The organism is Paenibacillus melissococcoides, assembly GCA_944800085.1.
Classification (GTDB): domain Bacteria; phylum Bacillota; class Bacilli; order Paenibacillales; family Paenibacillaceae; genus Paenibacillus_B; species Paenibacillus_B melissococcoides.
In genome coordinates this window covers 14,690-27,204 of sequence record CALYLO010000012.1, presented here as the reverse complement: position 1 = coordinate 27,204, position 12,515 = coordinate 14,690, and the positions used below count along the sequence as shown (strand labels likewise).

At 51.2% G+C, this 12,515-nt stretch carries 15 protein-coding genes; all 15 read right to left on the bottom strand.

The features are described from left to right. Positions 1-182 precede the first annotated feature (182 nt). The 15 genes from OCY70_RS28845 to OCY70_RS28775 all read right to left on the bottom strand — a co-directional run bounded on the left by OCY70_RS28845 (position 183) and on the right by OCY70_RS28775 (position 12,512). Entirely contained in the window at positions 183-1,781 is a 1,599-nt protein-coding gene (locus tag OCY70_RS28845) for an extracellular solute-binding protein (protein ID WP_213430704.1), read from the bottom strand. 122 nt (positions 1,782-1,903) lie between these two features. Beyond that, positions 1,904-2,815: a carbohydrate ABC transporter permease gene (locus OCY70_RS28840; RefSeq protein WP_213430705.1), complete on the bottom strand. Its 912-nt coding sequence runs from the start codon at positions 2,813-2,815 to the stop codon at positions 1,904-1,906. A 17-nt stretch (positions 2,816-2,832) separates the two neighbouring features. Then, positions 2,833-3,789, bottom strand: a complete 957-nt coding sequence (locus tag OCY70_RS28835; protein ID WP_213430706.1) for an ABC transporter permease — start codon at positions 3,787-3,789, stop codon at positions 2,833-2,835. Positions 3,790-4,402: 613 nt separating this feature from the next. Then, positions 4,403-4,654: a YolD-like family protein gene (locus OCY70_RS28830; protein ID WP_213431580.1), complete on the bottom strand. Its 252-nt coding sequence runs from the start codon at positions 4,652-4,654 to the stop codon at positions 4,403-4,405. Positions 4,655-4,948: 294 nt separating this feature from the next. Next, the gene (locus tag OCY70_RS28825) at positions 4,949-5,452 is read right to left on the bottom strand and encodes a hypothetical protein (RefSeq protein ID WP_213431414.1); all 504 of its coding nucleotides are present in this window, start codon (positions 5,450-5,452) and stop codon (positions 4,949-4,951) included. A 255-nt stretch (positions 5,453-5,707) separates the two neighbouring features. Further along, the gene (locus OCY70_RS28820) at positions 5,708-6,970 is read right to left on the bottom strand and encodes an N-acetylmuramoyl-L-alanine amidase (RefSeq protein WP_213431413.1); all 1,263 of its coding nucleotides are present in this window, start codon (positions 6,968-6,970) and stop codon (positions 5,708-5,710) included. After that, positions 6,967-7,236: a phage holin family protein gene (locus tag OCY70_RS28815; RefSeq protein ID WP_213431412.1), complete on the bottom strand. Its 270-nt coding sequence runs from the start codon at positions 7,234-7,236 to the stop codon at positions 6,967-6,969. Before OCY70_RS28815 ends, OCY70_RS28820 begins: the two co-directional genes overlap by 4 nt. Positions 7,237-7,251: 15 nt before the next feature. Continuing rightward, positions 7,252-7,533 (bottom strand): hypothetical protein, encoded by a 282-nt coding sequence (locus OCY70_RS28810; RefSeq protein WP_213431411.1) that lies wholly within the window; start codon positions 7,531-7,533, stop codon positions 7,252-7,254. A 207-nt stretch (positions 7,534-7,740) separates the two neighbouring features. Next, positions 7,741-8,082, bottom strand: a complete 342-nt coding sequence (locus tag OCY70_RS28805) for a hypothetical protein (RefSeq protein WP_261945028.1) — start codon at positions 8,080-8,082, stop codon at positions 7,741-7,743. A 10-nt stretch (positions 8,083-8,092) separates the two neighbouring features. Further along, entirely contained in the window at positions 8,093-9,679 is a 1,587-nt protein-coding gene (locus OCY70_RS28800) for a phage tail-collar fiber domain-containing protein (protein ID WP_261945029.1), read from the bottom strand. 1 nt (position 9,680) lies between these two features. Next, positions 9,681-10,244 (bottom strand): phage tail protein I, encoded by a 564-nt coding sequence (locus tag OCY70_RS28795; protein ID WP_213431570.1) that lies wholly within the window; start codon positions 10,242-10,244, stop codon positions 9,681-9,683. Then, a complete protein-coding gene (locus OCY70_RS28790) occupies positions 10,237-11,355 on the bottom strand; it encodes a baseplate assembly protein (protein WP_261944618.1) in 1,119 nt (372 codons plus the stop codon). Before OCY70_RS28790 ends, OCY70_RS28795 begins: the two co-directional genes overlap by 8 nt. Next, the gene (locus OCY70_RS28785) at positions 11,342-11,647 is read right to left on the bottom strand and encodes a GPW/gp25 family protein (RefSeq protein ID WP_261945030.1); all 306 of its coding nucleotides are present in this window, start codon (positions 11,645-11,647) and stop codon (positions 11,342-11,344) included. Before OCY70_RS28785 ends, OCY70_RS28790 begins: the two co-directional genes overlap by 14 nt. After that, positions 11,644-12,036, bottom strand: coding sequence for a phage tail protein (locus OCY70_RS28780; protein ID WP_261945031.1), 393 nt, complete (start codon positions 12,034-12,036; stop codon positions 11,644-11,646). The genes OCY70_RS28785 and OCY70_RS28780 overlap by 4 nt, the downstream gene beginning before the upstream one ends. Then, a complete protein-coding gene (locus OCY70_RS28775; protein ID WP_213431544.1) occupies positions 12,033-12,512 on the bottom strand; it encodes a hypothetical protein in 480 nt (159 codons plus the stop codon). The genes OCY70_RS28780 and OCY70_RS28775 overlap by 4 nt, the downstream gene beginning before the upstream one ends. Positions 12,513-12,515 lie beyond the last annotated feature (3 nt).

Below are 12,515 nucleotides of genomic sequence, written 5' to 3'. Positions count from 1 at the left end.
AATCGATGCAGGGCAACCCTCCTTTGCAAGAACTCATCTGTCATTCGGTCCATAATCAGAATATAATGGCTACATTAAAGAAAACTGAACCGAACCTTAAAATTAGATAAAAATGAGCATCGTGCCAAAAATAAACGGAACCCCGGAGGCATTCACCCCCGGGGCTCTTTACACATAACGGTTTAGTTCCCTGTATTCCATCGGTCGTACGCCGCTTGATAGATTTCCACGATGCGGTCGCCGCCCATCTTTTTGCAAGTCTCGAAATATTTATCCCAGTTCGTCAACGGCTCCTGGCCGGTTACGAATTTCGCTTCCATCTGCTTCACGTACGTATCCAGGTCGGAACGGATGCTGGATACTTCCGCTTGCTCGTCTTGCGACAAGTATACGCTCGGGATCGGAACCTTCGCGATAGGAAGGATCTTTTCCTCGGTTTCTTTCTTCAGCCATGCGTCGAATTCGCCGGAGAAGCCGCGCTTCGTGTCTTCATTCGTAATCTTCGGAACGACGACGCCGTTGTCCGGAGTCAGCGTCGCGCGATACTCTTCGCGGTCGCCGCCGCCAGGCACGTCCAGCCATTTCTTCGTATGGTCATCCTTATTCACATACTCCCACAGAATGCCTTCCGGACCGTTGCTGAGCAGCTCGGCGCCTTCCGTCGAGTACAGATAGTCTACCCAACGCATCGTCGCTTCCGGATGCTGGTTTTTGTTCGTAATCGCAAAGGCGCCTTTCGCCAGACCCGGATGCTTCGCGGCTACGGCCTTCACGTCGCTGTCGACCGGACGGTACATCGGATCATCCATGCTTGGCTCGCCGCCGAGCGTGAAGTAAGCATGATAGTCAGAGAAGAGGCCAAGCTGGTTGTTCTTCCCTTTCGCTTTTTTCTGCTCGTCGGTTTGCGAGAACGTTTCTTTGTCAAGCAAGCCTTCGGTCCACAGCTTGTTCAGGAACGTCAAGTATTCCTTGTAGCCTGGCTCCATTGGCGTATAGTGAACTTTGTCCTGGGTATCGGAATAGATAACTTCGTTGTAAATGCCCCATGAGCCGAGCAGCCACATGCGGAGATCGTCCAGCTTGACGGAAGCAAGCGGAATCTCGTCTTGCTTGCCGTTGCCATTCGGATCTTCCTCTTTGACGCGCTTCAGATAGGTGTACAGCTCATCGATCGTTTTAGGAACTTCCATGCCAAGCGCTTTCAAAAACTTGCCGTTGTACCACAACGGTCCTCTATACCAGCCGGCATCGAGGTCGATGTTCGGCAGGGAATAAATATGTCCGTCCGGCGTTGTAATCGATTTGCGGATATCCGGATTTTCGTCAAGAATTTTCTTCAGGTTCGGGGCGTACTCGTCAATTAAACCTTCCAGCGGAATGAGCACGCCTTGGCCGCCATAGTTGACTTCATCGGAAGCTTGAAGCTGTCCGGAGAAGAATACATCGGGATAGTCTCCGCTCGCGAACACGAGGTTTCTCTTTGTATCGAAGCTATCAGCCGGCGCATTGCGGAATTCGAACTTAATGTTCGTCTTCTTCTCCATCTCCTTGAAGAAGGCCATGTCCTGCCAGTTCTGAATCCCGACATCTTGCCCCATCATCGTCAACGTAATCGGTTCGTTGACGATCGGGAAGCCTTCCTTGCTGACCTCGCTTGCGGATTCGCTGTTGCCGCTGTTGCCTTCTGCCGCAGGCTTGTCCGAAGAGCCGCAGGCCGCCAGCAGGGTGAAGAGCATCGTCATGGACAGCAGAATGGCCCACGTCTTTTTAAGCTTTTGCATGCGTAGATCCTCCCTTTTGTGTTCATTATACGTTACCGGGTGAAGCACATATAATAAGCAAAGACTGGAAGTCTTCGTTATTATCCGATGAAGAGTGAAGCGGTCGGCTGATGCGGCGAACATCAGCCTTTGACGGAACCAATCATGACGCCCTGCACGAAATAGCGCTGCAGGAACGGGTAGACGACAATGACCGGCAAGGTCGAGACGATAATGACGGCATACTTGATGAGAGAAGCGACCTCCGCCTTATTGTTCAGCGCAGCGGCGACCGAGCTGTTGACCGCCGCGCCGGTGGTCTCGGCCGACATCTCCTGCAGAACGAGAATCTGGCGCAGAATCATCTGCAGCGGATACTTCGCTTCATCATTCAAATAAATCAAGGCTCCAAAGTAACTGTTCCAGTGGCCTACCCCGTAGAACAGGGCCATGACCGCAATAATCGGCGCCGACAGCGGAAGCACAATTTTGATGAACAGCCTCATATTGGTGCAGCCGTCAATCTGCGCGGCCTCCTGAAGCTCGTTCGGTATCGTGGACTGGAAGAACGTCCGCGCCACGATAATATTCCAGACCGAGGCCGCGCCCGGCAGAATCAGGGCCCACATGCTGTTGATCAGACCCAGCTTTTTGACGAGCAAGTAACCCGGAACAAGCCCGCCGCCGAAGAACATCGTCACCATGAACATGCCCATGAAGAAGTTGCGTCCGACGAAGTCTTTGCGGCTCAAGGCGTACGCCGCGGGCAGAGTCACGATAAGGTTGACCAAGGTGCCGACAACCGTATAAATAATCGTGTTTTTATACCCGGACCAGATTTTGGCGTTAGCGAATACCCGCGCATACCCTTCGAACGTAATCCCTTTCGGAAGCAACCACATTTCCCCCGAATTGACCAGCTTCGGATCGCTGATAGATGCGCTGATGATATAGATAATCGGATAGGCGACGATAACGAACGCCAATATCAGATAGATATAGTTACAGAAGACGAATACTTTATCCGCTCTCGTTTCTTTCACGGCAGAAGCCATCTGCTGCTCCCTCCTTCCTACCACAAGCTCGTTTCGCTTGTGCGGCGCGCGATTTGGTTGACTGTAATGAGCAAGATAGCGTTAACCACCGAGTTGAACAAGCCGACAGCGGTGGAGAAGCTGTACTGGGCATCGACCAGACCCGAACGATAGACGAAGGTGGAGATGACGTCCGATGCTTCCATGTTGAGCGGGTTCTGGAGGAGCAAGATTTTCTCGAAGCCCACCCCGAGAATGCTGCCCATATTCAGAATCAGCAAAATCGTAATCGTCGGCACGATGGTCGGAATATTGATATTCCAGATGCGCTGCCAGCGGCTTGCGCCATCCATGATCGCAGCCTCGTGAAGCTGCGGATCGACGCCGGAGAGCGCGGCCAGATAGATGATGGTTCCCCACCCGGTGCTCTGCCATACGCCCGACAGGACATAGACCGTTTTGAACCATCTCGGGTCCGTCAGGAAGGCGGCAGGCTCGAAGCCAAGAAACTCGATAATATGAACGATAATCCCGGTCGATGGCGACAAGAAGGTAATGATAATACCCGCCATGACGACAACGGAGATAAAATGCGGAGCGTACGTAACCGTTTGCACGGTTCGTTTGAAGAAGCCGTCTTTGACTTCATTGAATGCCAATGCAAGAATGATAGGAAGCGGAAACCCGATGGCCAGCTCGTACAGGCTGATGCTGAGCGTATTCCACAGCAGATCCCAGAAATAGTAGGAGTTAAAAAACCGCTCAAAATGATCAAACCCTACCCAAGGGCTTCCCGTAATCCCCTTGGCCGGAATAAAGTTTTTAAATGCGATTTGAATCCCGTACATGGGACCGTAGTGGAAGATAAGAAAATAAAGAAATGCAGGGGCGATAAAAAGATACAATTCCCATGTTTGCGCCATGCGCTTCCATACCGATTTCTTTTTGGAGGCCGGCATGTTCATCGCAAGAGCGCTGTCTGCGTTTCCTTGCATCGTCTCCACTCCCTCCTCTCAAATGATAGGCAATAGTCTTGATGTCTATAGAGTGCGCGGTCAGTTTGGCTGTCTCGCGCCTTGCTAACGCTTACACAAATTGTAGCCATCGGCCCATCTGTCCGTAAATATGTCGATTCCGCACGGTCAACTTCTACATCTTCGCCTCTCAACAAGAAGCCTTTTCCTTATAAAGCGCTGTCATTTCGCTCTCGTCTACATGAGAAAATAGGTCATTTTTGATGTGAACGCTTGCATCACAAAATCGACACATCCCCTAACTTGACAATAAAAAACGGCAGACACCTTCTCCCTGCGGAGAAAATGCCTGCCTATGCCTATTTCCTCGCTACCCCTCAATCTCGGTGGAATGACCTCTGGTTCCATACAGCTTCCGGTATTGTCCCGGCGTATGTCCGGTTTCTTTCTTGAATTTGCGGATAAAATTCATAGCGGTTATGCAACGATGTGCACGTTTTGCAAAAATGCTGTAGTAGAGCGGCTTCTCGGGATTTTTAGGTATGCATGGTTAGGCATCGAATAGCACGGTTTAGCATCATTTTTGTGGGGAAGTTGTGGGTAAAGGAAAAGCCCTGGCATAGTGCCAGGGCTTTTAATCACTATAATGTTCAACTCTCATAATATCCATAAACGGAACTTTCGTAATTTCTCCGTACCTTGATATATGTATTAATCGCGTCCGAGCGTCCATTTCAACCACCCTACCAATAACCCTCTCCTCACGTCCCCAAACAGCAAGGGAGACTGTGGATTTTTCGTCGTACGCTTCCGTAAGTTGATTTCCCAATTCCTCCAATTCAAATTCGTCTCTGCTCGGTCTTTTGGGTTTTGTCTTTTTAGCCATGATAATCCTCCTTAGTTTGTATATGATTTCATAATACACGAACCTTTGTTCTTATTCAATAATTAAAGCCTCGGGACTACTCCCGGGGCTCTTTGAGATAAAAGGCCCAGCCAGCATAAAACCAGCAGAGCTAATTTACATTTTTCGATGTAAAGTAAACATACGATATTGTGCAAATATGTAAAGTGAATTTTTAATTTTTATAACACTGTACAAATGAAGAGAGGCCCCGCAGAAATAACCGGCGAGGCCAGGTGGGAATCTTCAATTTTATATACTAGTTATAACATAATACTAGAGAAGTAACCAATCAGCAGCACGAATAGCCCAAGCTATGACCTTTGCAATATTTTGAGCTACCTTTGTGTTTTTAATGTCCGTATTATCTAGCAGCCATTGGGGTAATTGCTCTCTAGTTTTACTAGCAATATCCTCGGCAGTTCCATCTAATTTAGTTAAAAAGTTTACAATTCGCTTCGAATTATTTACCAATGTTTTTCCTGTTTGTTCATCAATTAAATTGTATTTAATGGCCAAATCAACTAGTTTTTTTCCTCTATCATTGAGTGCTTGAATTACCTTTATCAGACCCTTGGTTTTAGGCCCCATAGTTGAAACATTTTCACCAAAATCACGCGGCGGTTTTATGGAAATCAACCGATTCTGTTGGGTGTCTTTATCTGTGGGATGACTTAAATCATGTGTAGAAGCAAAAACAGAGAATGGAGAAACTATAGATAATAACAGAGCAACTGAAAGTACTGAAACCGTGGCTTTTCTAAGTAAAGATAAAATCATACTTATGAGCCTCCTTATTTTGGTTAATAGTTTTTTCTTTTCAAAGATAGATTTCTTCCGTTTAGATTTGCACCAAAGTATTTTTTATGTTTTTCCCATTAAATACCACCTCCTTCTAAATATATATATATATTCGATATATTCTTATGATCTCCTTCCATTTAAAGGAATTTTTATTATAGGGTATGAAAGTAATTGCGTAGGTAAAGGAGTCCCCACCAGCACAATGCCAGCAGAGATCCTTTTCACCAGTGCTTATTTCCCCATCTGCTTCAAGAGCCGATCGGCTACAACGGCCATTTCAGCCCGCGTAATCGGTTCATTCGGCGCGAATCCATTCCCCCGACCATTCATAATGCCGGCGTCCATGACTCTACGGATCGACGCCTCTGCCCAATGGCCGGCATAGTCCGGCTGCTTCGGTTTTTCCAATGCTTGTACCTCCTCCAAATAATCCAATAATTTTCGTTCATATGAAGCAGAAGGCGCCCATTTACCGCCTAACTCCTGCACCGTCTTAGCTGTGCCATGCAAGTACACGAAATGTCTTGGATCTGGCGTATCCTTTTTCGGATATCCAGAAGCTCCTGCGTACAAGGCCAGATGGTCAAGGTGGGCCGTTATGCCTTCCCGCCAATCTCGGAATCGTTTGTGCGCGCTGGCCTCATAGTCTCCTCCGCCGGCCGTGACTTTGAGGCCACATGGGTTGTGATAGCTCGCATCTATGCCCGCTGCGCTAACCCCGTCACGATACAAAAACCCAGTTTCATGACCGAACTGTACATAAGCGATTGCCGGGTCCACTCCCCCGCGCTGCGGCGCTAGTTGCCAGTATAGATCGGCCAGATCGACAAACTCGGCTGGGGCATTCTTCGACTTCGCCCAAGCCTTGGCTTGCTCAACCGTGGCCGATGCTGGGCCAATGATGTTGGTCGCTCCGCTCGCTGGCGGCTGCTGTGCTTTCTTCGGCTGCAGCTTCAAATACTTCGCAACCGCGGTCACATGGCCGGCAACAATCGCCTCAATCACTTCTGACCGTTTGAGCCGCGCCGCGTCGGCGGGCACATCCACGAAGAGATTTTCGGTTAGGACGGCTGGCATACGGGATTCCCGGCACATGTGCAGATCCTTCTTCTTCTGTGTGCGATCATTGACCCCGAACGGTTGCAGCCGCTGCATGATCTCCGTGTGCAGCACGTCTTGCAGCGCCACCGTGGCAGCGTCTTTCGTACCGTTGTACATGTATGATTCAAATCCACCAGCGCCGCCGCCGGCGTTGCAGTGGATGCTAATCAGGATGTCGGCGCCGGCAGCATTCGCCCGGTCAGTCCGCTCCCGCAGCGTCAAATAGACGTCCGTGGAGCGTGAGAGCAGACATTGGACGCCCTCGTATTCCCGTTCCAGTCGGCGCGCCGTCTCGGTGGCCACACGTAATGCGATCTCCTTTTCGACAACTCCGTTTCCGCTGGCCCCCGAGTCCTTTCCACCGTGGCCTGCGTCGATCCATACCTTTTTCATTCTTCTCCGCCTCTCTTCTTGGCTTGTTTAATGGCTTGGTGCCCAAACACCGAAAACGCCCCCGCTAAAATGCCCTGTATTAGCGCCTCAACGCTCCAGCCAATCGTTCCAATCGTAAACACCACGGCCAGCACAACAACGATGTACACGATGCTCCAATCAGGCACCAGCGGCGTTTGCTTGAACATGTACCCAATCACCCAACAGGCCCCAACAACTACGAATACAGCCGGGTCGATCAGTTTGAAAATTAGTTCCCAATCCATTCGACATCATCCCTTCTATTTTTCTTCCAAGCGATCAATACGCTTGTGTGCCTGCTTCGTGGATTCCTCAACCCTTGTGACACGTTCATACAATCCGTCCACACGCTGCCCTTGCATCCTCACGTCCGCCCTGATGTCGTCTACACCTCTTTTGATGTATTCAACATCAGCACGTTGCACAGCATCAGTACTAGCTTCCTGTGCAATATCCTGTTTAATTGTTCTCGCTCGCCCCAACCATCCCAAAGCAATACCGCTGATGGCCGCAGCGACTGCTATGATCGCTGAAAACTCCATGCCCAACCCCCTCAAATGAAATAGCCCCCGGGTATCCCGAGGGCATAAATATAGCGCCATACCATAGGGCAGGCGCTTATTTCTCCGTTTCGATTATCTCGGCACACTCTTCTTCGGAGATGTACCGGGGTACGTAGGATTGCAGCTTCGTTTCGTCTGCAAATCCCTTTTTCCAGCAGTCAACAAGAAAAGCATAGAACGGGCTTCTCATTGTGTACCACCTCCTGCTTCCACCATACCCATGAGGGCTAGTTGCATTGCGTCGATCTGTTTGCGTAATTCTTCGTTTTCAGTTTGCAATCTCTCAATGGGTCCGGGTTCACTCTGCTTAACCCGTTCAGCTTCATAAACTGCCTCATATTCTTCAGTTGTGATGAGCAAAATATCCTCGTGTTCCGGGATATCCTCCTGCTCCGTGATGACGTAAAAATCCCTTGTTCCTGAGGGGTACACTTGGGACCCGGGTACAAACTTCTCCGGGTCAAGTCCTTTGTAATTGCAGTTACCGCCTCTCGGACCTATAACATTTGTAATCTTTACTCCAATCATGTTAGCCCTCCTAATCTCTGTATGCGTGTGCTCCAAGAAAGTTAACAATTCCCGTAATTCCTGTCCCCCTCGCTGCCATTTCGTAGCTGAAGGATAAACCATCCCGTGTGATAAGTGTGTGTTTGCGTGAAGTCGGTGAGTCTTGTCGCGCCACATATAATTTTGTCTTGCTAAGGAAAACAAATTCGTAGGCATTACCACTGCCGTCTGGCATTGAAAAATAGGCTGTGCCCGATTGGTTTACAACCCTAACAGGGTTTCCACTTTGAGCAATGAATATGGAACCATCCCGAGTAATTGCATGTGTTCTAAGAACATCCAAGTAAGATACCTGGCTTTTTGATATAAGTGTACCTGCATGGTCATATACCTCATAGAACCCATTGCCTGCAAGGTCTTCCGTCGTAACAAGCACAACATCATCACCTACCGCAAAACTCCTCGGCGGGAGCGCTTGTGGAGCGCCCAGATGTACTGCCCTCACAACAGTTCCGTTTGGCGACACCTCATGTAGTTCTGACTGAAACCTTGGTGGATCACCTGATGATGTTTGTCGGATTAGTACGATATTATTATCCTTATTGATAAACATCACGCTAATGCCGGTATAACTGTTGAGCATATCAAAAAACGCGCTTGTTAGCGCGAGGTTGCCCCTTGCCTCCTGCATACCCGTGATTGCAGCAGCCAGTTGGTCAAAAGTGCTATTCGCGGAGACTGGCCCGCCGCCTTTGTCGTTGATGGCCCCCGCGACCTTCCCCTTACCGTCAACGACAGATGACTTTACATTATCGATCTCCTCAAGGACGTTGCGCGATTGGACTGTCAGCGCACCGTTTACGACTAACCCACCCGTGATTGTGCCGCCTGAGCGCGGCAGGCTGGCATTTTTGGCGTTTGCCTCGGCTTGGTTTGCTTTTTCCTGGGCTCCATCAGTAGTTTCCTTTGCATTCCATGACGTCCGCTCCGCCGCCGTAATATGCTTCACCGCGTCAGTCGCGTGTGCGTCCAGGTCTGCCTGCTTGGCGGCTCCGATAGATTCGGGCGTGATATTAGATAGGTCAATATCATCCACTTTCTGATCGGTGTATGCTTTCGCCTCATTCAAGGCTTTCGCTACCTTTTCCTCCATCTCCTTATTGGTTGCGTATACTAAGGAGCCATCAATTACCGCACTGACATTCTGGGCGTTCTGTATGATCGTAACCGCATCAATGTATTTTTCTATGACGTCCGGTCCACCTTCGGGCGGGATGTACTCCGCATTATCTCCAGAATTGGCGTAGCAAAACATAATTTCCCCAACGTCGGGATCCTGCGCGAACACGCCAATTTCCCTAAAGTAAAACCCTGATTGCAACCCCGCGTTGGAAAGCATAGTCCCGACAACCGCCTTACCGTCCGGGCGCACTTCGAGCTTTTTGATATCAAGGGACTTTTTCGCGCTGATTAGATTGTTCAGGGTCGGTATCGACTGCCCTCCTAATTTGCCATCCCCGACTTTGATGCGAGTATATTTCAACTCGATTCCCGTTTGCGCTTTTGCTTGCAGGGCACGTCCTTTATTCGTGATAATCATTCCACCAAATGCCCCCATGTTACACCACCTGTTCTATTGTCAGATATTCACCCATGTGCAGGGCGTTTCCAAAATACAAATTCAGATCCTCGGCCGTGATGATCTCGATTCGTTCCAGCCATGAGCGTGTGTTTTTGACGGAGTTTACAGCGGCCAGAAACTCCTTGGCGCGCTCATGGGTTGCGGATGGATCAGTTACGATAACCCGGAAGTATCCGGGCTCACCGCCGTATTCCCACCACTCCACCACATCGCCACTGTGAAAGATAGTCCTCACCAGTTCCTCTACCGCCGACGGTGTGCCCTTCCGCCGGTGCCAGGCAAGCGAGTTTTTGACTAGCTCGCGCTTTTGCTCGATAGGCAGCGACGGGTCATAGAAATCCACGTGAAACTGCCATGCAAGCTCGTCTACCCACTGCTCATCCAGCGTGTCGATGTGATGGAGTATCGCAACGGAGGGCATGAGCTCTGTCACTGCTCGCAGCTCGGTGTCGATCGCCTCGGCCGCAGCCCTCACATTCTCATCCTCCCGGAGATTCGGGGGGATGAGGTCAACCAACCGGATCTGTCCGATATCAATCATCTTCCAGCCCTCCATACGTCACCTTCGGCGCGGAGGCAATGGCAACCTGCGTCTTTCCGGCGACGGAATGGACCGGGGAACGCACGTCTACACGGCGAGCGCCGGCATTCATGACCCTGCGAATCAAATCTGACGGAATGATATCGCGACCAATACGGGCTTTTTGCCAGTGGATATACGATTCAACGGCCTGCTGTATGCGGGCCTGAATGTTCGCGGCGTCCGTCGCGTTGCGGCTGTCGATCCAGTACGTAAGATCGATGTCGTAGCTGACGACATCCGGGGCTAAGACGCTGACTTTGTCGGTCAAGGGCCTAACTCGTTTGTCGTTGCAGATGTCGTAAACGGCATCGAGCACGTCCTGGGTTGGTAGCTCCCCGCCCTGCATCAACACCCGGATCTCCACCTCGACAGGAGCAGGGGACCATACCAGGACATCCATGATATCCTTGTTCGCGGATTTCGCCCAATACTCGTATGCGCCGGTTGGCCCCGCGACGGAAAAGCGTTCCGGCGACGTATAGATCCGCTCTCGGTATCGGTCATCGTCTTCCCGGTCTGTTCCGCCGCTGCTCTCCGTCAGGTTTTCCACCCGGTCAACCCACGGCAGCGGATCCACCAGCGTATTGATCTGGCCGGGGATAAAGCCGTTGCCCGTCAGTCCCGGCGCCAGACATTCGCACGGCACATCGACATGCAACGCGCCCGGCTTGACCTCACCGACTGTGACGGTCGCAAAGAACAGCTCTCCGCCTGGACTCACCCGGATGCCCGCCGGGATGAGCACCGCTTCCGGCCGCGGTGCAGACAGGTGGAATCGTACCGTTGTCTTCGCGGGCTCCGCCTGCAGCCGCTCCGTCTCGACCATCGCGCCGAGGTGGTCCAGATAGTCACCAGTTGCATAGCGGAGCAGGTTTTGCTTGGCCGTATGATTTATCACCACGCGCTGCTGTACGATGAGCTGAGCAATGGACAATAAAAAGAGGCGAACCGGGTCCGCTGGATACAGCTTGCGACCAGATAACGCCTCATAACTCGTAATCATATTTTGGACGGTCTTGTTTACGTCAATGTCTACAAACTGTATGTCAGGAAGATCAATCAGCGCCAACGTCCTCCGCCTCCTCCTCAATCAAGTTGTAAGCCACACGAGGGTATACTTTCCCACCCTCCCCAGGCTCTACCGTGACGCCGGTAACCTCCACGCGCGGTTCATACTCCTGGACCGCCTCAATTACCCGCATCGTAAGTTGAGACTCAAGAAATGGAGCCGGCACGTCCTGCGGGACGTCGAGACCGAAAGCCCGGTCAAGCGGCACGGTGCCGGCCACGGTGTCCACAATGCAGCGGACATTCTGATCGATCTCTTCGGCCCGTGTGGCCGGATGAAAGTTCACCTTCATTTCAAATACTCCTTTAATTGGATATCTATGTCTGCTGTAAGTAGCCGGCCCTGCGCATCGATGCGCTCCCAAGCCTGCTCCAAGTGAGTAATGACCCAACGGTAACGACCGATAGGTGAACCGCCTATCGTCAGAGCATGCGGCTTGCCGGCACGATGTAGCTTCGTGAGCTGGCTGACTTCGTTCCGGACGTTGATGCCGAAAAGGTAGTCAAGCCGTATTGTTAGACGCGCCTCATCGAGTCCTGGGCCAATCGGCTGCAGGACCGGGCTTTTCCCCAATACCTCAATTTCTGCAAAGCGGTATTCGCCCGAGCGGCTGAAGTTATCAAAGGTACGGATTTTGTGAGCTGTTACTAAGAAATTGATAGGTCCTAGGCTACCGATCATGTGACAGCCCTCCCTAGCATCACGGCCGCAAGCGTACTATCCGGCGGAGCCTCGATGTCGATGCCGCTGCTGGAGTAGACAGCTTTGTAGCCGGTCAGCTCCTGCGGCTGCCCCTTGACCACGCCGCGCAACCCGAGGATAAATGTATCTTCCGCCTTCCAGCCGTCCGGATATGGGGCGCTGGCAGCCGTACCGCTCACCTTGGCAACATGGACGGCGGCCGGGGCTGCAGACGGCAGTTGCTCCCCCTGGATGTAATAGCAGCCCCCAAGACAAAAACCGTCGTTCGTGGCTGCCGATAGAAACACACAGACGACGGTATCCTTTAATTTCGGCAACTGCGTGACACCTGGCGGCATGATGACGGGAAGCAAGGCGGACACAGCGGAATCCTCATCGAAAAAGGACACGCGTACCGCGCCTACTTCCGGCGATACCGCCGTAACTGTTCCGATTTTGACTGTTCGTTGGTTCATACT

Coding starts and splice junctions, on each gene's coding strand:
- OCY70_RS28805 (WP_261945028.1), bottom strand. CDS start 8,082: ATGATTGGAGTAAAGATTACAAATGTTATAGGTCCGAGAGGCGGTAAC.
- OCY70_RS28820 (WP_213431413.1), bottom strand. CDS start 6,970: ATGAAAAAGGTATGGATCGACGCAGGCCACGGTGGAAAGGACTCGGGG.
- OCY70_RS28825 (WP_213431414.1), bottom strand. CDS start 5,452: ATGATTTTATCTTTACTTAGAAAAGCCACGGTTTCAGTACTTTCAGTT.
- OCY70_RS28830 (WP_213431580.1), bottom strand. CDS start 4,654: ATGGCTAAAAAGACAAAACCCAAAAGACCGAGCAGAGACGAATTTGAA.
- OCY70_RS28780 (WP_261945031.1), bottom strand. CDS start 12,036: ATGATCGGTAGCCTAGGACCTATCAATTTCTTAGTAACAGCTCACAAA.
- OCY70_RS28775 (WP_213431544.1), bottom strand. CDS start 12,512: ATGAACCAACGAACAGTCAAAATCGGAACAGTTACGGCGGTATCGCCG.
- OCY70_RS28840 (WP_213430705.1), bottom strand. CDS start 2,815: ATGGCTTCTGCCGTGAAAGAAACGAGAGCGGATAAAGTATTCGTCTTC.
- OCY70_RS28835 (WP_213430706.1), bottom strand. CDS start 3,789: ATGCAAGGAAACGCAGACAGCGCTCTTGCGATGAACATGCCGGCCTCC.
- OCY70_RS28795 (WP_213431570.1), bottom strand. CDS start 10,244: ATGATTGATATCGGACAGATCCGGTTGGTTGACCTCATCCCCCCGAAT.
- OCY70_RS28800 (WP_261945029.1), bottom strand. CDS start 9,679: ATGGGGGCATTTGGTGGAATGATTATCACGAATAAAGGACGTGCCCTG.
- OCY70_RS28785 (WP_261945030.1), bottom strand. CDS start 11,647: ATGAAGGTGAACTTTCATCCGGCCACACGGGCCGAAGAGATCGATCAG.
- OCY70_RS28845 (WP_213430704.1), bottom strand. CDS start 1,781: ATGCAAAAGCTTAAAAAGACGTGGGCCATTCTGCTGTCCATGACGATG.
- OCY70_RS28810 (WP_213431411.1), bottom strand. CDS start 7,533: ATGGAGTTTTCAGCGATCATAGCAGTCGCTGCGGCCATCAGCGGTATT.
- OCY70_RS28815 (WP_213431412.1), bottom strand. CDS start 7,236: ATGGATTGGGAACTAATTTTCAAACTGATCGACCCGGCTGTATTCGTA.